This window comes from Mesorhizobium sp. WSM4808, assembly GCF_055811675.1.
Map to the genome: position 1 here is coordinate 1 of NZ_JBVVQX010000006.1, position 21,965 is coordinate 21,965.

Here is a 21,965-nt window from a genome sequence, read left to right on the forward strand (position 1 = left end):
CCCCCCCCCCCCCCCCCCCCCCCCCCCCCCCCCCCCCCCCCCCCCCCCCCCCCCCCCCCCCCCCCCCCCCCCCCACGTCTTGTCCAGGCATCGGTTCCCCATGGGGCCGATGCGCAGAAGCCGGAGACGATGATGTCGCGTATTGGAATCCATTCTTTTGTCTGGTCGGCGGGCTCGGCTCAGGCCGATCTCGAGCGCACGCTGGCCAACACCAGGGAGGCCGGCTTCGACCTCATCGAATTCTCCTATCTCGACCCCGCCAATGTCGACATCGGCGGGCTCGCCAGGCGCATTGCCGATCTTGGCCTCGGCGTCGCGATCAGCATCGGATTGCCTGTTGATGGCGACATTTCGAGCGCCGACAAGGCGATTGCCGCGCGCGGCGTCGAAATCCTCAACGACACCATCGCGCTGACGCGCGATCTCGGCGGCCGGAAGGTCGCCGGCATTCTCTCGACCAGCCACGGATTGCAGGTCGAGGCGCCGACGCGCGATCAATGGCAGCGCAGTGCCGGCACGCTGGCCAAGGTTGCCGAGACAGCCAAGGCGGCCGGCGTCACGCTCAACCTCGAGATCGTCAACCGCTTCGAAAGCAATCTGCTCAACACCGCCGCGCAAGGGCTGGCCTTCATCGAGGACACAGGCTCGGACAACATCTTCCTGCATCTCGACACCTTCCACATGAACATCGAGGAGGCCGATGTCGGGCTGGCCATCCGTCATGCCGCGGATAAGATCGGCTATGTCCATATCGGCGAAAGCCATCGCGGCTTCCTCGGCACCGGCAATATCGACTTCGCCGCGATCTTCGATGCGCTGACCGCTATCGGCTACAGCGACGACCTCAGCTTCGAATCCTTCTCTTCGGAAATCGTCGATGAGAACCTGTCGAAGAAGACCGCGATCTGGCGCAATCTGTGGACGGACAACATGGCGCTGGCCAAGCACGCGCGTGCTTTCATCGGTCTGGGAATAGAGACGGCAAGGCGCAAGGCGGAACTCGTCTCGGCGCGGCACAAACCCTGACCCGCCCGTCGAGGGCCGAAGGACGCGGCGTGCGCCACAGGGCAGGGTGCCGAACTCAGATTAACAACAGGCCTCGAGGCAGCCGGTATTGGCGGCTTTTGTGCCGCCATTTTTCCGAGATAGGAATTTTTTCTTGACGCGGTGACCTCAGCTATGGTACATATTTGCCTATGGTGCTGACTTGCGCCAGTGACCCGCCGCACAGGCGGGTTTTTTGTTTGATGCACCGTCAGCCAAGGTGCCGGCCGTATGGCGCCGGCATTGCTCGCGGCAGGTGCATCGGTTATCTGACCGGCCAGGCAAACAACGCCACGCAATCCACCAAACGGAGCCCAGCACATGACCCGCGAGACAATCCTCAAATTCGGCACCGTCGAACACGCGGACGCCGGCGATCTGGCTGGCTGGATCGTCGTCGAGGGCAAGCCGACCATGCAAACCGCCGTCCAGCACACGACCGAGGACGGCAAGGTGTTGTCGGGCACCTGGCGCGCGACGCCCGGCACCTATCACGCCACCTATACCGACTACGAGTTCGTGCACATGATCGCCGGCCGCATCATCATCACGCCGGACGGCGGCACACCGGTCGAGGTCGGCCCCGGCGATGCCTTCGTGGTGGAAGCCGATTTCAAGGGAACCTGGAAGATCATCGAGCCGGTGACGAAGCATTTTGTCGTGCGGGTCGGCTGAGGCGGGGTGATCCGTCTGGCCCGCCATGGTTCGCATGGCGGGCGAGTGCTCAAGCGAACGCTTTTTCGTGCCTCCGCGGGGCCTTTTGGAGGCCATCCCACCCGACATCGCGTGGCTGTCGCCGATGACTCGGAGGAGGTGCGCTGACCTGAAGCGCGGTAAGCCTATTCGCTGATCTCTGCATTCGCCGGGGCCTCGGCCAGGCCAATCGCCGGACTCCGGCCATTGGATCACGAAGGCGTCTGCGGCGTCATCCACGGTCGGCATCGACTGAGTGATACGGCACTCGCCAGCCAAGCGATCTCTCACCGGTGCTTACCAGCCAAGTATCCTTGATACACCGGATTGATCCCCTAGTTCTTTCGGGGGCGCGGCAATCGCGAGGTTGCCGCGGGGGCAGCGGCGGTTCGCGCCGTTCTGACTGCAAGCCGCGGAAAGACGGTTGGACCGACGCATCCATGGAGGTTGTCGTGCGTCAATCGTGTGGATTCACCTGTGCGTATTTCGTCTTAGCTTGCTCGATCGCGGTAGTTTGCGCAGGAGCTGCAACCGGTGGTCAGCAGGGCGGAGGGCATGGCAACGGCGGCCATGGTTCTGGTGGCCATGGTGGCGGCGGAGGTCATGACGCCGGCGGCAACCACGGCGGCTCGCAGAAAGGGACTAGCGATGACCCCGGCGGCTCCAGTTCGTCGGCGGACGACGGCGAGACCAGCACAAGCGGCACTGCGACAGTCCCTGGGACGGTAGGTCCGGCCGCCGCTACTGCTGTTGCGTCCGCAAGGGGCGGACAGTCGCTCGACCTGCCGGCCGCTCTCCAGCCTCCCAGCGACAGCAACACTCAATCAACAGTCAGCCGAACCGAGGCGCTGCCGGGCGTCCCGGATAAAGTCGTTCGGGCCTGCCATGATGCCATCGAGTCGGCCGCCGCTCCGTTTGGGGCGACCAGCGTGCGCGTCGCCAGCGCGGGCGTCGTACATCAGTTGAGTCGGGCGACGATCTCGGCCCCTATCGAGGTCAGCATCGACTATGTGCGGCAAGGCAACGTGGAAACACGGCAGGCGGCGGTCCAATGCGAATTGGACGCGACAGGCAGCGTGATCGGCCTGAGATAGCGAACCGCGCAGAACACCTCGCTGATGAAGCAGGGTGAATTCGAGAGGCCATTCATCTTTGGCCGAAATGGCAGCAGGCCTCGGGTGTGTTACCAAGGGTGCGGGGCATCAAAGATGGCCTTCCACGGAAGGGACCGCGCAGTCGGAATCACTGTGGTGTCGCGTGTCTTGGCAAGAGCGAGTAAGGAAGTGTGATCGAACGCACCCGGGTCATCCGCGAAGGGTTGCGAACCTTGCCAGTCTTCTTGCTGACGGCCGTCACCTGGCTGGCTGCCGCGCGGCCAGAACGCGGCTTCAGGGGCGGTTCGATCTGCGCGCTGCGGCGCTCAGTCCTGAGCCTGTCGTTGTCCCCGCGCGCCGCAGCCAAGTCGCGGGCAAGAGAAACAGTGGCCTCGCGTTGCTCGTCCAGAGCCTCCTGAAGCTTAGCGACACGCACCAAAAGAGCTTGGGCGGCGGCTTCGCGCTCGATGCGGGCTCTGTCGAGATCCTTACGATTCATGACGGCTGTAGTACGTTCCCGTGCCAGAGCCTGTGCCGTCTCGGTTGCGGCCTGCTCGGCACGCTCTTTCGCTGAGACTGCTTTGGCTCGCTCCAGTTCAGCCGCCTGGCGCTCGACGCGAGCTTCTTTCAGCTCCTCAACGGCCGCTGCTGCTGCAGCGCGTTCTCGTGCGAGCGTTCGCTCCGTGTCAGCTGCGGTCCGCTCCACTTGTTGTCTCGCTGTGACCGCGTCGGTCCGTTCCTGCTCAGCCGCGGCCGTACGCTTCATGAGTGCGGCATTGGCCAGTTTCGCTTCGGCGAGATCGCCACGAAGCAGCTCCGCCTTCCGGCGTTCGTCGTCGAGCATGCCGCTCGCCTGCCCCAGTGAAGCCTTGGCCGTGGCGCGATCCTCGGCGGCCTGGGTCTCAAGCTGTTCAATTTGGACGCGCGCTTGCGATAAATCGCGCGCCTGCCTTTGGGCCTGCTCCTGCTCGAGATGAGCAGCGGGCATCTCCTCAAGGACATAGCTGGTGGCCTCGCTCAGCATCGTGCGGGCATCTCCCGCAATGCGCCGCAACGCGTCAAGAGTGCGGGCCGCCGCGAGTTCATTGCGCAACCGCTCCTCGCGCGCGTCATCGGCAGCTGCCATGCTTGCCCTCAGCGTGTGGATCTGCTTGCTCGCCTCGAGGAGCGCTCCCTGCAGAGCGGCGCTCCTGGCACGCTCGCCTTCCGCCGCCCGGTGTTCCTGGTCGGCCAATTGTCTCGCAGCGGCAGACTGAGCACGATCCGTCCCGTCTTGCGCCTGGTTAGCCGTGAGATCCGGGCCAAGCAATTCGGCACTCGCCTGAAGTTTCAACGGGCGCGAAAGGTCTCGATGGGCCTGGTCTTGGGTTTGCGAGATGGCTGAAGCGCTTTCGACCCAGATTTGTCTCGTCATCGCATAGCCAATCGGCGCGGCCAGACAAATGGCGGCGAGACCCAAACGCGATACAAGAACGATCGGCCTGCGAACGACAGGGTTTGAGGCAGGCGCCATGGCCGGGTCGGGATCTCCCATCTGAGCTGTGAAATTCAAACCGCGATCCGCAGCATAGGCCAACGGAGCAATTTTTGGCGGTGAAGCTCTATGGCGCAATTGGTCCCATGCCGACCCGCAAATCCGCTTCCCATATTCCGCGATCGCGCTGATGGATGCTGCAAGCCGGCCAGACTGCACACTGTTCGGTGCAGGAGCACCGGTCACCAACGAGCTCCCGCTGGGTTCGGATGTCGCGGCGAAATGCTCGATTCGCACTCCGAACCGAGAGTAGTTGGTATTTTGAGCCCGAACATCCAGGCCGACCGCATGCAAGGGGTTGGCAGCCTTGGAAGAAGCAGGTCGGGCGACAAGTCCGGCCGGGCTTTCCCATTCCCAAGAAGCCTCGTCGGCGATACCGGATCTGCCTTCGTCAAACGCTGCAAGGCGGCTCCGTCGCACCGCGGCAAGGATACGCCGGAGCACAAGATAGGCGCCTACCGATGCAAGCGTCACTACCGCGCTCAGAATGGTCAAATTTACGTCGTTTGCATACATTTCGGCAAGATAATTTGGCATTGCCGTGCCCGTGCGTTCTGGGGTGTATCGTCAAGTTCGTAAAGCGATGTCTGGTCATCCGCCTTGGTATTGGCCAAGGCCTTACCGCCCTCGAAACGTCGCTTTCATCGGGATCCTTCTGGTACTTGCGAATTGTTGCGGATGGGGCGCCGGTCGCGTGCTGATAGATCGCCGCGGTTTATATTCGTTGGCGGGCAATGGCCGACCAAGGACACATGCGGGGCCCTGAGACGCCGATTTGCGCCTCTGCATATCAACCTCGCGAGAGTTCGCCGGTGCGGACAATTCGCCACTTCCCGGCTCTTGACTGTCCATCATGAACTTTAAGCTAGGTCACAGCGCACCACGGTCAACCATCACCTCGCAATGATCCTGCCGGCAGCCTTCGGCCAGACAAAAGGGCCATTGTAGTGCCCGCTCTTCGGAGCGAAGCTGGATCGTTCGGCGATGCATTCCCGGCGAAATTAGAATTCGTCGTACTGTTTCGCGAAAAGTACGACGTCAGTTTGCTAAGCTGGTGAAAAGCGTGGTGATCCCGACAGGAATCGAACCTGTGACCTACAGATTAGGAATCTGCCGCTCTATCCTACTGAGCTACGGGACCACGCGGCCAGACACATAGCCGCTTCGGATCGTTTCGCCAAGAGGCCGGCCGAAGGCAATCCGGCCGGCTTTGCGCTGCCGCCGTCAGGCGGCCAGCGCGGTTTCCGCCAGTTTCACCCAGTAACTCATGCCGTGCGGGATGACCTCGTCGTTGAAATCGTAGGCAGGGTTGTGGAGACCGGCGGTGTCGCCATTGCCGATGAAGATGAAGGCGCCGGGGCGGGCTTCGAGCATGTAGGAAAAATCCTCGCCACCCATCACCGGCTGGATGCCGCGGTGGACATGGGCGTCGCCGGCGACACTCATCGCGACATCACCGGCAAACACCGTCTCTTCCGCGTGGTTGAAGGTCACGGGGTAATTTGCCTGGTAGTCGACCTCGATCTTTGCCCCGAATGCGGTCGCCAGCCCGTCGCATATGCTGCGGATGCGCTCTTCGGACTTCTTGGCGATCTCCTTGCGCAGGGTGCGCACGGTGCCGGCGATTTCAGCGGTTTCGGGGATGATGTTGTAGGCGTCACCGGCGTGGAACTTGGTCACCGACACCACCACGGCCTCGACCGGATCGGTGCTGCGCGAGGCGATCGTCTGCAAGGCGCCGACCAGTTGGCTGGTGATGACGATCGGGTCGATCGTGCCGTGCGGCATCGCCGCGTGGCCGCCCTTGCCGCGCACGGTGATGGTGAACTCGGCGGTCGCCGCCATGATCGGGCCCGGGCGAATGGCGAACTGCCCGACAGGCAGGCCCGGCATGTTGTGCATGCCGAACACCCTGGAGATGTCGAAACGCTCCATCATGCCGTCCTTGACCATCTCGTTGCCGCCGCCGCCGCCCTCTTCGGCCGGCTGGAAGATCACCGCCACGGAACCGGTGAAGTTGCGCGTCTCGGCGAGGTATTTGGCCGCGCCCAGCAGCATTGCCGTGTGGCCGTCATGGCCGCAGGCGTGCATCTTGCCGGGGATGGTCGAGGCGTAGGACTTGCCTGTGATCTCGTTGAGCGGCAGCGCGTCCATGTCGGCGCGCAGGCCGATGGTGGGGCCTTCGCCCTGCCGGCCGCGGATGATGCCGACGACGCCGGTCTTGCCGAGGCCGGTGACCACATCGTCACAGCCGAAGGCTTTCAGCTTCTCGGTGACGAAGGCAGCGGTCTTGAAGACGTCGAAGTTCAGTTCTGGCGTCTGGTGCAGATGCTGGCGCCAGCCGGCAACTTCGTCCTGCATTTCGGCGGCACGGTTCAGGATTGGCATGATGGTTCCATCTCGCTGTTGGGACAGGCGGGTGTCGTCCGCTGCCTTGCAATTGTGATCGCCAGGCACTTTGCCATCTTGGCGTCACATAGGGTAAATAGCACCGCAACGATGCGGTCCGGTTTTTGAGGGTCGGACCAATCATGCTGGCGATCGCGTAACGAAATCTTACGGAGCCAGGGGCGACTACGGCAAGAGGCGATTTCGGATTTGATCATGCGGTACAGGCATTTCCTCAAACTATTCTCGGTTGGCACAATCGCGCTGTCGGTCGTGGCCGGGCCGGCGCTGGCCAATCCGGTGGTCGTATTCGATCTCGGCAGCGGCAAGATCCTGCAGCATCAGGACGCGTTCAAGCGCTGGTATCCGGCATCGCTGAGCAAGCTGATGACCGCTTATGTCACCTTTCGGGCGATCGCCGCCGGCGAGGTTCAGCTTGATTCGCCGATCAAGGTGACCAAACACTCCGCCGCCGAGCCGCCAAGCAAGATGGGCTTCAAGCCGGGCTCGGTGATGCGGCTCGACAACGCGCTGAAGATGATGCTGGTCAAATCGGCCAACGACATCGCCATGGCGGTGGGCGAAAATGTCGGAGGTTCGCAGGCGGCCTTTGCCGACCGGATGAACGCCGAAGCGACCCGGCTCGGCATGAACGGCACGCATTTCGTCAATCCGAACGGGCTCTATTCGCCGGATCAGTACACGACGGCGCGCGACCTCGCCGTGCTGGTGATGGCGATCCGCCGCGAATTTCCGCAATATGCGCCGTGGTTCTCGATCGAAGGCCTTGCCGTCGGCAAGAAGGCTATCCCCAACTACAATCTCTTGATTGGCCGTTATCCCGGCGCCGATGGCATGAAGACCGGCTTTGTCTGCCCTTCCGGCTTCAACATGATCGGTTCGGCGACCCGCAACGGGCGCACGCTGGTCGCGGTGGTGCTTGGCGAGAAATCGGCGGTCACACGTGCTGAGACCGCGGCAAAACTGCTCGATCAGGGTTTTGACGCGCCTGCCGCCGGCTCGGCCACCGTCACCACGCTGGCGCCCTATGGCGACACGGTCTCGCCCAACGACATGAAGGACGAGGTCTGCAAGAAGAAGACGCCGCAGGAGCAGTCGGAGGCGCCGCCGGTCGTCGCCAAGGACGTGCCGAAATCGCCCTATCAGGAAAAGCTCGACCATGTGCCAACGCTGGTTGCCGTCGGCCTTGGCGGCGCCACCGGTCCGGCGCCGAAGGCCATCCTCGACCGGGGCGGTCAGGAATATGCCGATGTGCCGATCCCGAGCTGGCGGCCCGACAGGCCGGCACCGGCCGGCGCAGGCCCGAAGATTGCCGGCTCCGCCGCGCAGGGCGACCAGCCGGCCAAGGTTGCGAACTAGCCAATGGGCAGCGGCTTCCCGATCCCCGTCTCGGTGCTGACCGGCTTCCTCGGCGCCGGCAAGACGACGCTGCTCAACCGGCTGCTCAAGGATCCGGCGCTGGCCGACACGGCGGTGATCATCAACGAGTTCGGCGAGGTGGCGATCGACCATTTGCTGGTCGAGCAGTCTTCCGACGGCATCATCCAGCTTTCGGACGGCTGCCTGTGCTGCACGGTGCGCGGCGAACTGGTCGATACGCTGGCCGACCTGGTCGACCGGCTGCAGACCGGCCGCATCGCCCGTCTGGCCCGCGTCATCGTCGAGACCACCGGCCTTGCCGACCCGGCGCCGGTGCTGCAGTCGATCATGGCCCATCCGGCGCTGATCCAGGCCTTCCGGCTCGACGGCGTCATCACGCTGGTCGATGCCGTCAACGGCAACGCCACGCTCGACGCCCATGTCGAGGCGGTCAAGCAGGCTGCCGTCGCCGATCGCATCGTGCTCAGCAAAGCCGATCTGGTCGTCGATCCCAATGAGTTGGAAATGCTTCGGGCGCGCCTGCGGCAGATCAATCCGGGCGCCGAACTGCTCGATGCCGGCGACACGGGGACAGGCGTGGCGGCGCTGTTTGATTGCGGCCTCTACAACCCGGCAACCAAATCCGCCGATGTGCGGCGCTGGCTGGGCGAGGAAGCCGCTCATGATCATCACCATCATGATCATGATCACCATGATGGGCATGATCACGAACATGGCCATGACCACGGTCATCGCCACGATTCGCGGGTGCGTTCCTATTCGCTGGTGCATGACGGCCCGGTGCCGTTTTCGGCGATCGAGATGTTCCTCGACCTGCTGCGCTCGACACATGGCGAGCGCCTGCTGCGCATGAAGGGCGTCATCGAGCTCAGGGAAGACCCGTCGCGGCGTTTGGTGATCCATGGCGTGCAGAAGATCCTGCATCCGCCGGTGCAATTGCCGTCCTGGCCAGATGGCCAGCGCGGCACGCGGCTGGTGCTGATCACGCTCGATATGCCCGAAGATTATATCCGCAGGCTGTTCGCCGCCTTCACCAACCGGCCGTCGATCGACACGCCCGATCGCGCCGCGCTGGAAAACAACCCGCTGGCGATTGCCGGGCGGTAGCTCCCACGATTACGGCGCGCCGCGCTCGACCAGGAATCGATGGCCGCCGGAGACCGCCGCCGTTTCAATCAACTGGTGGCCGCTCTCCGAACAGAATGCCGGAATGTCGATGACGGCCAGCGGGTCGGTGGTCTCCAGCCAGAGCCGGCTGCCCGGTTGCATCCCCGCCAGGCGCTTCTTGGCCTTGAGCACGGGCAAGGGGCAGTTCAGCCCCTTGAGGTCATAAATAGCGGCGCGATCATCCACGGGCGAAATCAACCGCCGAACATGCCGAGCAGCTTGTTCTTCAGCTTCGTCACGCGGCTCTCGTCGGCACTCGCCGCCTGCGTCTCAGCCATCGGTGCCGCTTCCGAAGGGGCCGCGATGGTCGCGGTGGCGACGGGGGCTTCCTTGGCGGCCTTTTCGGCCTCCTTTTCGGCCAGAGCCTGAGCCTTGGCGGCTTCCTTGGCTTGCTTGGCCGCCTCTATGGCAGCGAGCCTCTGCTCCTCGGCCTTCTGCTTGGCCGCCTTTTCGGCATCGAGGGCCGCCATCTTGCGGCCAGCGGGCGAATCGATGCGACCCATGCGTGCCGTCTCGGTGACCGAGCCGTCATTGTTGAGCGACGGCGGATCGATCGGCACGCGTTCGCCGCGTGCGCGGCGCTTGGACCAGTCGGAGACGATGCTGGCTTCCTTGATACCGGCAATGGTCGGCTTGGGCGCCGGCACGCTGGCCTTGACCGCGCCGCTGAACGCAGCGTCGTAGGTGCTCATGTAGGAGTTGTAGGCACTCTTCAGCGAATCAGGCTGCGTCGTCGCCGGGCAGGCGCCGGCCGGATCGAATGTCTGACCGTCGGCGGCAACCTGGTTGAAGACATAACGCTTCTCGCAGACATCGACCTTCGGCGGCACCTTGGTGATCTCGAAATTGTCGTAGCCGACCTTCAGCATCTTCCAGAAGTCGTAATTCGGGTCGTTGCGGTAGCGCGCCATGTTGGCGGCGGTCATGCGGAACGGAAACGCCTGGATCTGGAACTCGGTCTGGCCGCCCTGGAAGGCGTCGCGGCCAAAGGCATAGATCTGCTCGATCTGCGCATCGGTCATCGAATAGCAGCCCGAAGACGAACAGGCGCCGTGCACCATCAAATTGGAGCCGGTACGGCCATTGGCGCGGTCATAGGCGTTGGGATAGCCGATGTTGAAGGACAAATGGTAGTTCGAGCGCGGATTCATCTGCGCCGGGCGCACCGTGTAGAAGCCTTCCGGCGCCTGGCGGTCGCCTTCGGTGTATTTCGGCCCGAGCTTGCCCGACCATTTGCAGATGTCGTAGCTGGCGACCATGTCGTAGCGGCCGTTGGTCTTGGCCTTCCAGATCTCGAGCTTGCCTTCTTCCTTGAAGATGCGGGCCATCACCGACGAGGTGCGGACCATGCCCTTGGCTCTCATGTCGGCGAGGATCTTGTCGGGCAGCGGCTTGTTGGCCTCCGGGGCAAAATCCTTCATCGACGAATTGTTGCAGCCGGCAACGCCGAGGGCAGCGATCAGGATTCCGGTGCGGGCAAGCTTGACAAACATGGCTACGGATATCGTCTTTTCTCTGGCGCCAGGACGCTTCCTGCCCCGGCTGCTACACTGCGCATCGACGGACCCTAAGCCCGTTAACCCTAATAAATTCCTTACCGCAAGTGCCGACGCATCCCCCTGCGGCAGTCTCATTGAGCCGAATGCAGCGGCATTTTTGTGGCAAAAATGCTCCGCCCCGCCACATTGTTGCGGCCAAGGCTGCCTGTGGTCAGAGACTGCGGCCCATGGCCAGGTATTTTTCGCGGCGCTGCTCGCGGAAATCGGTGTTGGCGCCGGCAAAATCCTTCATCGTCCTGGCGATGAGGTCTCCGGTCGCGGCGATCACCGTTTCGGCGCCGCGATGCGCACCGCCGAGCGGCTCGGGGATGATGGCGTCGATGATCTTTAATTCAAAAAGATCCTGCGCGGTGATCTTCATGTTGGTCGCCGCGTCCTTCGATCGCGTTGTGTCGCGCCACAGGATCGAGGCGGCCCCTTCCGGCGAAATCACCGAATAGATGGCGTGTTCGAGCATGTAGACGCGGTTGGCGGTGGCGATGGCAATGGCGCCGCCCGAACCGCCTTCGCCGATGACCACCGAGATCGACGGCACTTTCAGGCCGAGACAGGTCGAGGTTGAACGGGCGATAGCCTCCGCCTGGCCGCGCTCCTCGGCGTTGACACCGGGATAGGCGCCGGCCGTGTCGACCAGCGTCAGCAGCGGGATCTTGAAGCGGTCGGCCAGTTCCATCAGCCGTACCGCCTTGCGGTAGCCCTCCGGGCGAACCGATCCGAAATTGTGTTTCAGGCGGCTGGCTGTGTCGGAACCTTTTTCCTGGCCGATGATGGCAATGGGTTCGCCGCGGAAACGGGCGAAACCGCCGACGATCGCCTGGTCCTCACCGAAATTGCGGTCGCCGGCCAGCGGCGTGAAATCGGTGAACAGGCCCTTGATATAGTCGACGCAATGCGGCCTGTCTGGATGGCGAGCCACCTGCACCTTCTGCCACGGCGTCAGCGCCTTGTAGGCGTCGCGCAGCGCGTCGCGGGAGCGCTTCTCAAGACGGCTGATCTCGTCGCCGACATCGACCGCCTCGCCATTCTCGGCAAGCTTCTTCAGCTCGAGGATCTTGCCCTCGAGGTCCTGCACCGGCTTTTCGAAATCGAGGTAATTATACATGCGTGAGCGGACCGATACGTCGGAAGGCAGTGGCTGACGGAACCCTTGAATCCAAGGCTCCGGGCGGTGAAATGTCGTCCTCACATAGCGATATGAGGCCTAGTCGGCAAGCGGATGATGATCGTTGACCAGCCGCACCAGCCGCTCTTCCAGCACATGGGTGTAAATCTGTGTCGTCGATATGTCGGCATGGCCAAGCAATTGCTGCACGGCCCGGAGATCGGCGCCGTTCTGCAGGAGATGGCTGGCGAAAGCATGGCGCAGCACGTGCGGCGAGATCTTCGCCGAGGCGATGCCGGCCCTTGCCGCCAGCCCTTTCAGGTCACGCGCGAAGACCTGGCGCGAGAGATAGCCGCTGTCGGAGGCGGCCGGAAACAGGAACGGACTGTCGGCAAAGGCGGGCACCCTGGCGCGGGCGGCAAGCCAGGTCTTCATCGCCGTGCGTGCCTTGGCCGAGAGTGGCACCATGCGCTCCTTGTCGCCCTTGCCGCGCACCATGAAGAAACGGTCGTCGCGCTGCGCCACCGTCACCGGCAGGCCGACCAGCTCGGAAACGCGCAGGCCGGTGGCGTAAAGCACCTCGACCAGCGCATGCAGGCGCAGTGACGCCAGACTGTCCCCATCGCCCGACGAGGCATCGCCGGCCTCAAGCGCCGCTCGGTCGATCAGCCGGCCGGTGTCGGCCTCGCTCATCGTCTTGGGCAGCGGGCGGCCCTTTCTCGGGCTGTCCAGCGTGCCGGTCGGGTCATCGCCGCGCAGGCCTTCGGCGTAGAGGAATTTGAAGAACTGGCGGATCGCCGACAGTTTGCGCGCCTGCGACGTGGCGGCAAAGCCGCGGGCGGCAATGTCGTCGAGATAGGCGCGGATATCGGCGGCGGCGGCACCAGCCAGCCCGCCATCGATCGCGCCAGAAGCGTCCTCGAGGTCGCGGCGGTAGGAGGAAAGCGTATTTTCAGCCGCGCCCCGCTCGGCGCTCATCATTTCCAAAAAGGCTTCGATGCGGGCGGCGCTGTTCATTCAACTTTTCTTCGGGTTCAGCTTTTCTTGGGGTTCAGCTTTTCCGGAGGGATGCGCACGCTCATTTCGCCCTTCTTTGGCTCGACGAACATCACCAGTGCGAACATCGCACCATAGGCAATGCCTGCCAGAATCGCTGTTACCACGACAAAGCGAAACAGTGTCGGCATCAATTTTCGCCCGTCTTCTTGTTCTGCGTTTCCAAACCCTGTCCCCTTATGGGACGCCAATCCGGCCAATTCAAGGAAGAAGCGGAGGCCTGTTAGCAACTTCTGATGCAGACCCTGCTGGTCCATATCGGGTTCAAGGCGCTTGCCCCGCTTGACGCAAACGGGCTTTTCATGTCGATACGCCGGCAAAGAGGGCCTTCGAAACATCCGATGAACGCGCTGCCAGCAAATCCTCCAGACGAGATCCACGCCGCGTTGCTTGGCCGGCTGGGGAGCCGTTCCGTGGTCTTCGTCGGATTGATGGGCGCCGGCAAGACGGCGATCGGCCGCAAGGTGGCGACGATGCTGGCGCTGCCCTTCATCGACAGCGACCAGGAGATCGAAAGCGTCTCGCGCATGACCGTTCCGGAGCTGTTCGAGCGCTATGGCGAGACCGAATTCCGGGCGCTGGAGCAGCGCGTCATCCTGCGCGTGCTGGAAAACGGCCCGCAGGTGCTGTCGACGGGCGGCGGCGCCTTCATGAACGCGCAGACGCGCGAGGCGATCGCTGCGCAGGGCGTGTCGGTGTGGCTAAAGGCCGAACTCGACCTTCTGATGGACCGCGTCTCCAAGAAACAAAACCGGCCGCTCCTGAAAAGCGACGACCCCCGCGCCGTGCTGGAGCGGCTGATGGGCGAGCGCTATCCGGTCTACGCGACATCCGACGTCACAGTGCCGACCCGCGATGATCGCAAGGAAGTCATCGCGACCGAAGTGGTGGACGCGCTGTGCCGGCATTTCGGCATCGATGAGACGACGGCGACGGGCGAGGTGGAACAGTGAGCATCGAGGCACCCGTTGTCGTCGAAGTCGGCCTTGGCGACCGGACCTACGATATCCTGATAGGTTCGGGGTTGTTGGCCCGCGCGGGCGCCGAGATATCGGGTCGCCTGCCGGGTACACGCGCCGCGGTCGTCACCGACGCCAATGTCGCGGCAGCGCATCTCGCTGCCCTTCAGGCCAGCCTCGAAACGGGCGGCATCCAGACCGCCGTGATCACGTTGCCGCCCGGCGAGAAGACCAAGAGTTTTGCTCATCTCGAAGAGGTGGTCGACGGTGTGCTGGCTGCGAAACTGGAACGTGGCGACATCGTCATCGCCTTCGGCGGCGGCGTTATCGGCGACCTTGCCGGCTTTGCCGCCGGCATCGTGCGGCGCGGGATGAATTTCGTGCAGATCCCGACCTCGCTGCTGGCGCAGGTCGATTCCTCGGTCGGCGGCAAGACCGGCATCAACAGCCCACGCGGCAAGAACCTCGTCGGCGTCTTCCATCAGCCGAAACTGGTGCTGGCCGACACCGGAGTGCTCGACACGCTGCCGATCCGCGAATTCCGCGCCGGCTATGCCGAACTCGCCAAATACGGGCTCATCGACCGGCCAGAATTTTTCACCTGGCTGGAAAAGAATTGGGCCCAGGTTTTTGCCGGCGGGCCGGAGAGGACGCAGGCGATCGCCGAAGCCTGCCGCGCCAAGGCCGACGTGGTTGCGCGCGACGAGTTCGAGACCGGCGACCGCGCGCTGCTCAATCTCGGCCACACATTCGGCCACGCGCTGGAAGCCGCCACCCAATATGACGGAAGCCGCCTCGTCCATGGCGAAGGCGTCGCCATCGGCATGGCGCTGGCCTACCGGTTCTCGTCGCGGCTCAATCTGGCCAGCCCCGACGATGCCGCGCGCGTCGAGGCGCATCTGCGCGCCGTCGGCCTGCCCTGGCGGATAGCCGACATATCGGGCGATCTGCCTGACGCCGAGGCGCTGCTGGCATTTATCACCCAGGACAAGAAGGTGTCGCGCGGCGCGCTGACCTTCATCCTGACGCGCGGCGTCGGCCAAGCTTTCATTGCCAAGGATGTTCCGGCATCGGAAGTGCTGTCGTTTCTGACAGAAAACCATCCGGACCAGCAGAAAATGCGGCCGAGATGACCAACGAGCCCGGCTGGATCGTCGTTGCCGTCCTTGCCATCCTCATCGTGCTGCTCGTTGCCGTGCGCACGCGCCTGCTTGCCATGTTCGGATACGAGCTTTCGCGCATCGAGCCGCAGCGTTCCAGCCAGGACGAATTGCGCGGCGCGGTCGATGATTTCCGCCGCGACGGCCAGGTGGTGCGCGAGGATCGCGACCGCGTCGGCGGCCTGTTCGATCTCGCCGAGCTCGAAGTCTCCGACATCATGGTCCACCGCACCAATATGCGCTCGGTCAATGCCGACAATGCGCCGGAAGCGGTGGTGCGCGAGATTTTGCAAAGCCCGCACACCCGCATGCCGCTGTGGAAAGGCTCGCTCGACAACATCGTCGGCGTGCTGCATGCAAAGGATCTGCTGCGCGCCTTGAACGAAGTCGGCAACGACTTCTCCAGGATCGATGTGATGAAGATCGCCTCGAAACCATGGTTCGTGCCCGACACCACGACCTTGCAGGAACAACTCAACGCCTTCCTTCGCCGCAAGGCGCATTTCGCCGTCGTGGTCGACGAATATGGCGAGGTCGAAGGGCTGGTGACGCTGGAGGACATTATCGAGGAGATCGTCGGCGAGATCGCTGACGAGCATGATGTCGACATACAGGGCGTCAAGCAGGAGGCCGACGGCTCCGTGGTCGTCGACGGTACGGTGCCCATCCGTGATCTCAACCGGGCTCTCGACTGGAACCTGCCGGATGAGGAGGCCACCACCATTGCCGGCCTCGTCATCCACGAGACGCAATCGATCCCCGAGGAGAAGCAGGCTTTTACGTTCCACGGCAAGCGCTTCATCGTCATGAAACGCGACAAGAACCGGATCGCAAGGCTGAGGATCAGGCCAGCCGGCGACACCTGATACGTGCAGGGAGGCCGGGGCACGTCATCCGGCGATCTGGCTTGTCGAGCGTTCGTGGATCGTCGCGCCGGTCTCTGCATCTATGGCCGCCAGGCTGACTTCATAACCCCAAAGCCTGCGGATGTGACGAAGCGTGGCGTCGCGGCTGGCATCCTCGAGCAGGATGCCGTCATTGACCTTGTGCTGCAGGCGCAAATGGCGGTCGCCGAGCAGATCGACATCCACCACCTGAATGTCCGGCCGGTTCGCGCCGAGATCATAGCTGTTGGCGAGCGTGGCGCGTATCTTGGCGTAGCCGCGCTCGTCGTGGATCGAGGCGACCAGACAATGCGGTTGGTCGGCAGCGTCGCCAAGCACAAAAAACCGCCATTTCCGGATCAAGGCGGGACTGAGGTACTGGCGGATGAAGGATTCGTCGCGGTGCTCGGCCCAGGCGTCAAGCAGGACCTCGCGCCAGTTGCCCTGGCCAGCGATGTCGGGGAACCAATCGCGGTCCTCAGCCGTGGGTTTGGTCGAAATGCGCTGAATGTCCTGCATCATGTCGAGGCCGAGAGCATAGGGGTTGATGCCTGAAAAACGCGGATCGTCGAACGCCGGCTGAAAGACCACGTTGGAATGATTGCGCAGGATTTCGAGCATGGCGCCTTCGCTGATCTGGCCGCGGTCGAACAGCATGTTCATCAGCGTATAGTGCACGAACGTGGCGCAGCCCTCGTTCATCACCTGTGTTTGCCGTTGCGGGTAAAAATATTGCGCGATGACCCGAACGATCCTGATGATCTCACGCTGCCAGGGCTCCAGGACCGGGCTGTTCTTTTCCAGGAAATAGAGCAGGTTTTCCTCAGGCAGGTTTAGCGATTTCTTCCGCTCCGGGTCCTGGCCCTTGTCGTTGGCCGCTTGCTGCGAAGGCGGCAGCGTACGCCACAAGTCGTTGTAGGAGCGCTCCTCGTATTCGAGACGCTCGCGAATTCCTTCGCGCTGCCGTTCCGACGACAGCCTCGGCGGCCGGTGATAGCGAAACACGCCCTGATCCATCAGCGCGTGGGCGGAATCGAGCACAGCCTCGACGGCGGCGAGGCCGTGCCGCTCCTCGCAACGGACTATGTAGCCCTTGGCGAAGTCCAGGTAGCCGAGGATCGCACCTGCATCCGTCCATTGTTTGAACAATTGATTGTTCTTGAAGAAATGATTGTGCCCGAGAGCTGCATGGGCCGTCACCAAGGCCTGCAGGGCCATGGTGTTTTCCTCCATCAGATAGACGATGCAGGGATTGGAATTGATGACCAGTTCATAAGCAAGCCCTCGCCCGCCCTTGCGATAGAGCAGATCCTGGTGGAGGAAATGTTTGCCGAAAGACCAGTGACGGTACATCAATGGCATGCCAATGGACGAATAGGCGTCGAGCATCTGTTGCGAAGAGATGATCTCCATCTGAACGGGATAGGTGTCCAGATGAAGCTCTTCGACCGCAAGTGCCTCGATCGCGTCATAGGCCCGCGACAATGTTTTGAAATCCCAGTCGGACCCTGAAAAAAGCAGGCTGGATTTGCTGGCTTGTCTGACCATCGGGAACCCTCATGCCCGCTTGAGGGAGACCGGCTGCCTGCCGAAAAGCTGGCGAAAGACCGGGTAGATATCGGCGGGCGTAGCGATGCGGCTCATCTGGAAGTTCGGCCATTTCTGGTCGATGGCGTTATAGGCACGCCACAGCGATGTCCCGTTTTCGGTCGAGCCGAAAATATGGGCTTCACGCTCGTCGATGATCTCGACATAGGCAAAATACTGGCACAGCCGCATGAGCTCGCCGTTGAGAAGCGAAATGCATCGCTCTGAATCGCCGGCGAAATTGTCGCCGTCCGAGGCCTGGGCAGCATAGATATTCCAGTCGTGGGCCGGGTAGCGGCTCGCGATAATACGGTGCATTTCCTCCAGCGCGGTGGAAACGACAGTGCCGCCGCTTTGGGTGTTGTAGAAAAATGTCTCCTCGTCGACCTCCTGAGCCAGGTGCGTGTGGCGGATGAAGACAATCTCGATGCGGTCGTAGCGTCGTTTCAAGAACAGGTGCAGCAAGACGAAGAAGCGCTTGGCCAGATCCTTCTCGCGCTCGCCCATGGACCCGGACACGTCCATCAGACAGAACATGACGGCATTGGCGTTCGGCACCGGCCGGGAATCGAAGCGGTTGAAGCGGATGTCGACCGGATCGACATAGGCAATGCGTCGGCGGCGTCGTTCCAGCCGGTCAAGCTCTTCGCGCAATGCCGCGATACGCCGGCGCGCGTCGGCGCTGTATGGCGCCTCCTCGAGCGAGGCGATTTCCTCGAGGATCGCATCCAGTTCGACCTGCTTGGGGCGCCTCAGCGCAATGCGGCGGCCGTGGCTGTTGCGCATCGTGCGGCCGACATTGATGTTGGTCGGCGAACCGGTGGCGGCGAAGCCCGCCCTACGCGGCTTGAAGGCAAGGATCTCCTTGAGGTTGAGCTTGACCATGTCGGGGAGTTCGAGATCCTCGAAGAAAAGATCGAGCACTTCCTCGCGCGACAGTACGAAACGAAAGTCGTCCTCGGATGCCTTGTTTCCCGGGGACGACGCTCCCCCGCCGCCTCCGCCGGGCTTGGGGATCAGGTCTCCAGCGGAGAAATGCCTGTTGCCCGGCAAGATGTGCTGGCGCCTGCCGCTGTCGCGGGCGTTGTTGAAGCTCGGCTCGCTTGTGCCTCTTTCGGGCATGCGCACGGCGTGCTCGGAGTCCGCGTCGGCGATCCTGCCGGTGCGGATCTGGTCGCGTATGCTCCGTTTCAATTCCTCGCGCGCGCGTCGCAGGAAGCGCTGGCGATTGCCGAGGCTCTTGTCTTTCGGGTTCAGGCGGCGGTCGATGAAGATCGGCATGGAACCATCCGGGTTCTCTAACCCGCCCTGTTCACCCGCATGTACCAGTCCACAAGGCGACGAACCTGCCGCTCGGTGTAGCCGCGCTCGACCATCCGCTGCACGAATTCATTGTGCCGCTTTTCCGTGACGCTGTCCTGCTTGGAGCCGAAACTGATCACCGGCAGGAGGTCCTCGACCTGGCCGAACATGCGTTTCTCGATGACTTCCCGCAGCTTTTCGTAACTTGTCCACGCCGGGTTGCGGCCATGGTTTCTTGCACGGGCGCGCAGCGTGAATTTCACCACCTCATTGCGGAAATCCTTGGGATTGGCGATGCCGGCCGGTTTTTCGACCTGCGAAAGCTCGTTGTCCAAAACCTCGCGGTTGAGGATCTGGCCGGTGTCGGGATCCTTGTAGTCCTGGTCTTCGATCCAGGCGTCGGCATAGGCGATGTAGCGGTCGAAAAGATTCTGGCCGTACTCGCTGTACGATTCCAGATAGGCTTTCTGGATCTCATGGCCGATGAACTCGGCATACCGCGCGGCCAGCTCGGACTTGATGAACTCCAGATAGGCGGCTTCCGTCTCCTTCGGAAACTGTTCGCGCTTGATCGCCTCCTCCAGGATGTACATGAGGTGCACGGGGTCGGCGGCCACCTCTTCGGTGTCGTAGTTGAAGGTCTGCGACAGGATCTTGAAGGCAAAGCGCGTGCTGACGCCGGCCATGCCCTCGTCGACGCCGGCGGCGTCCCGATATTCCTGAACCGACTTTGCCTTGGGGTCGACCTCCTTGAGGTTCTCGCCATCATAGGCGCGCATCTTGGTGTAGAGCGGCGAGTTGTCGTGCTCGGCCAAGCGGGTCGAGACGGTAAACCGGCTGAGGATGTCCAGCACCTCTGGAGCGCAAGGACTGGCGGCCAATTCGCTCTCCCGCAGCAGTTTCTCGTAGATCCGCCGCTCTTCGGTTATCCGCAGGCAATACGGCACCTTGACCACGAGGATGCGATCGAGAAAAGCCTCATTGTTCTTGTTGTTCTTGAACTGCAGCCATTCCGACTCATTGGAATGGGCCACGATGATTCCCTGGTAGGGAAAGGCGCCGAAATTTTCGGTGCCGTTGTAGCTGCCTTCCTGGGTGGCGGTCAGCAGCGGATGCAGGACCTTGATAGGGGCCTTGAACATTTCGACGAATTCAAGCAGCCCCTGGGTGGTCCGGTTCAGTCCGCCACTATAGGAATAGGCGTCCGGATCGGATTGGCTGAAGTTTTCCAATTGCCGGATGTCCACCTTGCCGACCAGGGCCGAAACGTCCTGATTGTTCTCGTCGCCGGGCTCGGTCTTGGCGATGCCGATCTGGCGCAGTCGCGACGGCATCAGCTTGACGACGCTGAACTTGGAAATGTCGCCGGAAAGTTCGTCGAGGCGCTTGGCCGCCCATGGCGAAATGAGCCCATTCAACCGGCGTCGGGCAATGCCGTATTTGTCCTCCAGCAGGTCGCCCATGCGATCAGGATGGAAAAGACCAAGCGGCGATTCGAAAACCGGGCTGACCTGATTACCGACCTTCAGCGTGTAGATCGGGCGCTGTTCCATCAATTTCTTCAGACGCTCGGCAAGGGAGGATTTGCCGCCGCCCACGGGGCCGAGCAAATAGAGGATTTGCTTGCGCTCCTCGAGCCCCTGGGACGCATAGCGAAAATAGCCGGCGATGCGCTCGATTGTGTCCTCCATGCCATAGAAATCGGCAAAGGAGGGGTACACTTTCAGGGTCCGATTGGAGAATATGCGGCCGAGCCGCTCATCCTTGCTGGTGTCGACCAGGTTCGGCTCGCCGATCGCCTCGACCATTCGTTCAGGCGCCGAGGCATACATCGACTTGTCCTCGCGGCAGGCAAGGAGATATTGCTGGATGCTGATCTCTTCCTGCGCCGCGTTGGTGTAAATTTCCGAAAACAGATCGAAGACGTCAGACTGGTTCTCTCGCATGATGCTTTTGCCCTCGGAGCCGCTGTGGCTTCCATTCGGCTCACCTCGCATTCAACTGTCGGGGGGTACCGTTTGTTCCCTTCATGTGAAGAGGTGGCTGCGATCGTAAGATTCGAGGCCACTCCGAGATCAAGGCGCTCGGTGCGGAGCGGCATTCAGCGCGGGTAGCGGGTGTGTTGCGAATCCCTGACTGGACGGCTGGGGCCGCCGCGTGCAGTCTTGCCTCGCCAGGAGACAATGATGATCGATCGACGAAGCCTGATCATGGCCTCGGTGGCGGCGATGCTGCCGTTGGAAGCATCGGCCGCGTCGGAAACACGCCGACCCACGCCAAAGACCTTCGACTACGGGCCGGCCAAGCTCGACATCTATGCGCCCGATGGGGCAATCGGCCTGCCGGTCGTGGTTTTCGTTCATGGCGGTACCTGGCAGTTTGGCAAACGCAGTCAGGTCGACGCCAAACCGGCTTTTCTGCTCGCCAACGGCTTTTGCTTCGTCTCCATCGATTATCGCATGTTGCCGCAGGCCGATGTCGCCACCCAGGCCGGTGACGTCGAAAAGGCCTACGCCTACATCAGGGCCAACATCGCCCGGCATGGCGGCGATCCAAACCGCATCGTTGGCATGGGCCATTCGGCCGGCTGCCATCTGATTGCGCTGACCGGCATGCGCGGCGGATTGCCCGGCATAGCTGCGCTCATTCTCGACGATACCAGGGCCTATGATCTTGCAGCACTTGCCAGGAAGGGCGGCATGGTGCGGGCCTATGCCCGCGTCTTTTCCAATCCCGCGCAATGGGCGGCACTGTCGCCGGCCAGCCATGTCGACGGCCGCAAGCACCCGCCGACGTTCATTGCCTATTCGCGCGCCCCTGGCCGGAGTGAGGACTCCAAGGCCTTTGCCGAGCGCCTGCGCGCGACGGGCACCCAGGTCACGCTGTTCGACGGCAGCGCCTACACGCATATGTCGATCAATCGCGATTTCGGCGAGGACGGCGATGCGCTGACCGCGGCCGCGCTGGCATTCCTGAAATCGACGGTTGGCTGATCCTTACGGCACTGGATCAGATCAAAAGTGGCGGCGGGATAT

Annotated in this window: 18 protein-coding genes and 1 tRNA gene; 8 read left to right on the forward strand and 11 right to left on the reverse strand. The window is 62.6% G+C overall.

Annotated features, from left to right (window positions below):
- Positions 1–132 precede the first annotated feature (132 nt).
- Both AC0L2U_RS12395 and AC0L2U_RS12400 read left to right on the forward strand, forming a co-directional pair.
- Positions 133–1,026, forward strand: coding sequence for a sugar phosphate isomerase/epimerase family protein (locus tag AC0L2U_RS12395; RefSeq protein ID WP_127809117.1), 894 nt, complete (start codon positions 133–135; stop codon positions 1,024–1,026).
- 339 nt (positions 1,027–1,365) lie between these two features.
- Entirely contained in the window at positions 1,366–1,719 is a 354-nt protein-coding gene (locus tag AC0L2U_RS12400) for a cupin domain-containing protein (protein WP_127266678.1), read from the forward strand.
- 1,260 nt (positions 1,720–2,979) lie between these two features.
- On the opposite strand, the gene AC0L2U_RS12405 is transcribed toward AC0L2U_RS12400, so the two are convergent.
- The 3 genes from AC0L2U_RS12405 to AC0L2U_RS12415 form a co-directional block, all read right to left on the reverse strand.
- Positions 2,980–4,902 carry a hypothetical protein gene (locus tag AC0L2U_RS12405; RefSeq protein ID WP_473601979.1) on the reverse strand — a complete coding sequence of 641 codons (1,923 nt, stop codon included), beginning with the start codon at positions 4,900–4,902 and terminating at the stop codon, positions 2,980–2,982.
- Positions 4,903–5,429: 527 nt separating this feature from the next.
- Positions 5,430–5,506 (reverse strand) — tRNA-Arg (locus AC0L2U_RS12410).
- Between the two features lie 83 nt (positions 5,507–5,589).
- Positions 5,590–6,753, reverse strand: coding sequence for a M20 aminoacylase family protein (locus tag AC0L2U_RS12415; RefSeq protein WP_127329985.1), 1,164 nt, complete (start codon positions 6,751–6,753; stop codon positions 5,590–5,592).
- A 216-nt stretch (positions 6,754–6,969) separates the two neighbouring features.
- Here AC0L2U_RS12415 and AC0L2U_RS12420 point away from each other — a divergent pair, with 216 nt between their 5' ends.
- Together AC0L2U_RS12420 and AC0L2U_RS12425 are read left to right on the forward strand one after the other, a co-directional pair.
- Positions 6,970–8,133 (forward strand): D-alanyl-D-alanine carboxypeptidase family protein, encoded by a 1,164-nt coding sequence (locus AC0L2U_RS12420; protein WP_127266676.1) that lies wholly within the window; start codon positions 6,970–6,972, stop codon positions 8,131–8,133.
- 3 nt (positions 8,134–8,136) lie between these two features.
- The gene (locus AC0L2U_RS12425) at positions 8,137–9,261 is read left to right on the forward strand and encodes a CobW family GTP-binding protein (protein ID WP_473601980.1); all 1,125 of its coding nucleotides are present in this window, start codon (positions 8,137–8,139) and stop codon (positions 9,259–9,261) included.
- Positions 9,262–9,270: 9 nt separating this feature from the next.
- On the opposite strand, the gene AC0L2U_RS12430 is transcribed toward AC0L2U_RS12425, so the two are convergent.
- The 5 genes from AC0L2U_RS12430 to AC0L2U_RS12450 all read right to left on the reverse strand — a co-directional run bounded on the left by AC0L2U_RS12430 (position 9,271) and on the right by AC0L2U_RS12450 (position 13,169).
- Positions 9,271–9,507, reverse strand: coding sequence for a sulfurtransferase TusA family protein (locus tag AC0L2U_RS12430; RefSeq protein WP_164761850.1), 237 nt, complete (start codon positions 9,505–9,507; stop codon positions 9,271–9,273).
- Positions 9,508–9,515: 8 nt separating this feature from the next.
- Entirely contained in the window at positions 9,516–10,814 is a 1,299-nt protein-coding gene (locus AC0L2U_RS12435; protein WP_128288227.1) for a L,D-transpeptidase family protein, read from the reverse strand.
- A 217-nt stretch (positions 10,815–11,031) separates the two neighbouring features.
- Positions 11,032–11,982 (reverse strand): acetyl-CoA carboxylase carboxyltransferase subunit alpha, encoded by a 951-nt coding sequence (locus tag AC0L2U_RS12440; protein WP_027038080.1) that lies wholly within the window; start codon positions 11,980–11,982, stop codon positions 11,032–11,034.
- A 99-nt stretch (positions 11,983–12,081) separates the two neighbouring features.
- A complete protein-coding gene (locus tag AC0L2U_RS12445; protein ID WP_473601981.1) occupies positions 12,082–12,999 on the reverse strand; it encodes a site-specific tyrosine recombinase XerD in 918 nt (305 codons plus the stop codon).
- 17 nt (positions 13,000–13,016) lie between these two features.
- Positions 13,017–13,169: a histidine kinase gene (locus AC0L2U_RS12450; RefSeq protein WP_127266685.1), complete on the reverse strand. Its 153-nt coding sequence runs from the start codon at positions 13,167–13,169 to the stop codon at positions 13,017–13,019.
- A gap of 210 nt (positions 13,170–13,379) precedes the next feature.
- Between AC0L2U_RS12450 and AC0L2U_RS12455 the strand changes: the two genes are divergently transcribed.
- The 3 genes from AC0L2U_RS12455 to AC0L2U_RS12465 are packed head-to-tail and all read left to right on the forward strand — an operon-like array spanning position 13,380 to position 16,023.
- Entirely contained in the window at positions 13,380–13,991 is a 612-nt protein-coding gene (locus AC0L2U_RS12455; RefSeq protein WP_473601982.1) for a shikimate kinase, read from the forward strand.
- Positions 13,988–15,130 carry a 3-dehydroquinate synthase gene (aroB, locus tag AC0L2U_RS12460; protein WP_473601983.1) on the forward strand — a complete coding sequence of 381 codons (1,143 nt, stop codon included), beginning with the start codon at positions 13,988–13,990 and terminating at the stop codon, positions 15,128–15,130. Before AC0L2U_RS12455 ends, aroB begins: the two co-directional genes overlap by 4 nt.
- Complete coding sequence (locus tag AC0L2U_RS12465; protein WP_127396955.1) at positions 15,127–16,023, forward strand: HlyC/CorC family transporter; 897 nt, start codon at positions 15,127–15,129, stop codon at positions 16,021–16,023. The genes aroB and AC0L2U_RS12465 overlap by 4 nt, the downstream gene beginning before the upstream one ends.
- 24 nt (positions 16,024–16,047) lie before the next feature.
- Here AC0L2U_RS12465 and AC0L2U_RS12470 read toward each other — a convergent pair whose 3' ends face one another.
- Genes AC0L2U_RS12470 through AC0L2U_RS12480 form a run of 3 tightly spaced genes read right to left on the reverse strand, consistent with a single transcriptional unit; the run spans position 16,048 to position 20,876 of the window.
- Positions 16,048–17,589: a SpoVR family protein gene (locus AC0L2U_RS12470; RefSeq protein ID WP_127396956.1), complete on the reverse strand. Its 1,542-nt coding sequence runs from the start codon at positions 17,587–17,589 to the stop codon at positions 16,048–16,050.
- A gap of 9 nt (positions 17,590–17,598) precedes the next feature.
- On the reverse strand, positions 17,599–18,909 hold the full coding sequence (locus AC0L2U_RS12475) for a YeaH/YhbH family protein (protein ID WP_127809179.1): 1,311 nt from the start codon (positions 18,907–18,909) through the stop codon (positions 17,599–17,601).
- Between the two features lie 17 nt (positions 18,910–18,926).
- The gene (locus AC0L2U_RS12480) at positions 18,927–20,876 is read right to left on the reverse strand and encodes a PrkA family serine protein kinase (RefSeq protein WP_127398465.1); all 1,950 of its coding nucleotides are present in this window, start codon (positions 20,874–20,876) and stop codon (positions 18,927–18,929) included.
- A 240-nt stretch (positions 20,877–21,116) separates the two neighbouring features.
- On the opposite strand from AC0L2U_RS12480, the gene AC0L2U_RS12485 reads away from it, so the two are divergent.
- Entirely contained in the window at positions 21,117–21,923 is an 807-nt protein-coding gene (locus tag AC0L2U_RS12485) for an alpha/beta hydrolase (RefSeq protein WP_127809180.1), read from the forward strand.
- The last annotated feature ends 42 nt before the right edge of the window (positions 21,924–21,965 follow it).

What these genes read in the sequence shown, in the direction of transcription:
- AC0L2U_RS12395 (WP_127809117.1), top strand. Translation starts at nt 133, where the DNA reads ATGTCGCGTATTGGAATCCATTCTTTTGTCTGGTCGGCGGGCTCGGCT.
- AC0L2U_RS12400 (WP_127266678.1), top strand. Translation starts at nt 1,366, where the DNA reads ATGACCCGCGAGACAATCCTCAAATTCGGCACCGTCGAACACGCGGAC.
- AC0L2U_RS12405 (WP_473601979.1), bottom strand. Translation starts at nt 4,902, where the DNA reads ATGCCAAATTATCTTGCCGAAATGTATGCAAACGACGTAAATTTGACC.
- AC0L2U_RS12415 (WP_127329985.1), bottom strand. Translation starts at nt 6,753, where the DNA reads ATGCCAATCCTGAACCGTGCCGCCGAAATGCAGGACGAAGTTGCCGGC.
- AC0L2U_RS12420 (WP_127266676.1), top strand. Translation starts at nt 6,970, where the DNA reads ATGCGGTACAGGCATTTCCTCAAACTATTCTCGGTTGGCACAATCGCG.
- AC0L2U_RS12425 (WP_473601980.1), top strand. Translation starts at nt 8,137, where the DNA reads ATGGGCAGCGGCTTCCCGATCCCCGTCTCGGTGCTGACCGGCTTCCTC.
- AC0L2U_RS12435 (WP_128288227.1), bottom strand. Translation starts at nt 10,814, where the DNA reads ATGTTTGTCAAGCTTGCCCGCACCGGAATCCTGATCGCTGCCCTCGGC.
- AC0L2U_RS12440 (WP_027038080.1), bottom strand. Translation starts at nt 11,982, where the DNA reads ATGTATAATTACCTCGATTTCGAAAAGCCGGTGCAGGACCTCGAGGGC.
- AC0L2U_RS12445 (WP_473601981.1), bottom strand. Translation starts at nt 12,999, where the DNA reads ATGAACAGCGCCGCCCGCATCGAAGCCTTTTTGGAAATGATGAGCGCC.
- AC0L2U_RS12450 (WP_127266685.1), bottom strand. Translation starts at nt 13,169, where the DNA reads ATGCCGACACTGTTTCGCTTTGTCGTGGTAACAGCGATTCTGGCAGGC.
- AC0L2U_RS12455 (WP_473601982.1), top strand. Translation starts at nt 13,380, where the DNA reads ATGAACGCGCTGCCAGCAAATCCTCCAGACGAGATCCACGCCGCGTTG.
- AC0L2U_RS12465 (WP_127396955.1), top strand. Translation starts at nt 15,127, where the DNA reads ATGACCAACGAGCCCGGCTGGATCGTCGTTGCCGTCCTTGCCATCCTC.
- AC0L2U_RS12470 (WP_127396956.1), bottom strand. Translation starts at nt 17,589, where the DNA reads ATGGTCAGACAAGCCAGCAAATCCAGCCTGCTTTTTTCAGGGTCCGAC.
- AC0L2U_RS12475 (WP_127809179.1), bottom strand. Translation starts at nt 18,909, where the DNA reads ATGCCGATCTTCATCGACCGCCGCCTGAACCCGAAAGACAAGAGCCTC.
- AC0L2U_RS12480 (WP_127398465.1), bottom strand. Translation starts at nt 20,876, where the DNA reads ATGCGAGAGAACCAGTCTGACGTCTTCGATCTGTTTTCGGAAATTTAC.
- AC0L2U_RS12485 (WP_127809180.1), top strand. Translation starts at nt 21,117, where the DNA reads ATGATCGATCGACGAAGCCTGATCATGGCCTCGGTGGCGGCGATGCTG.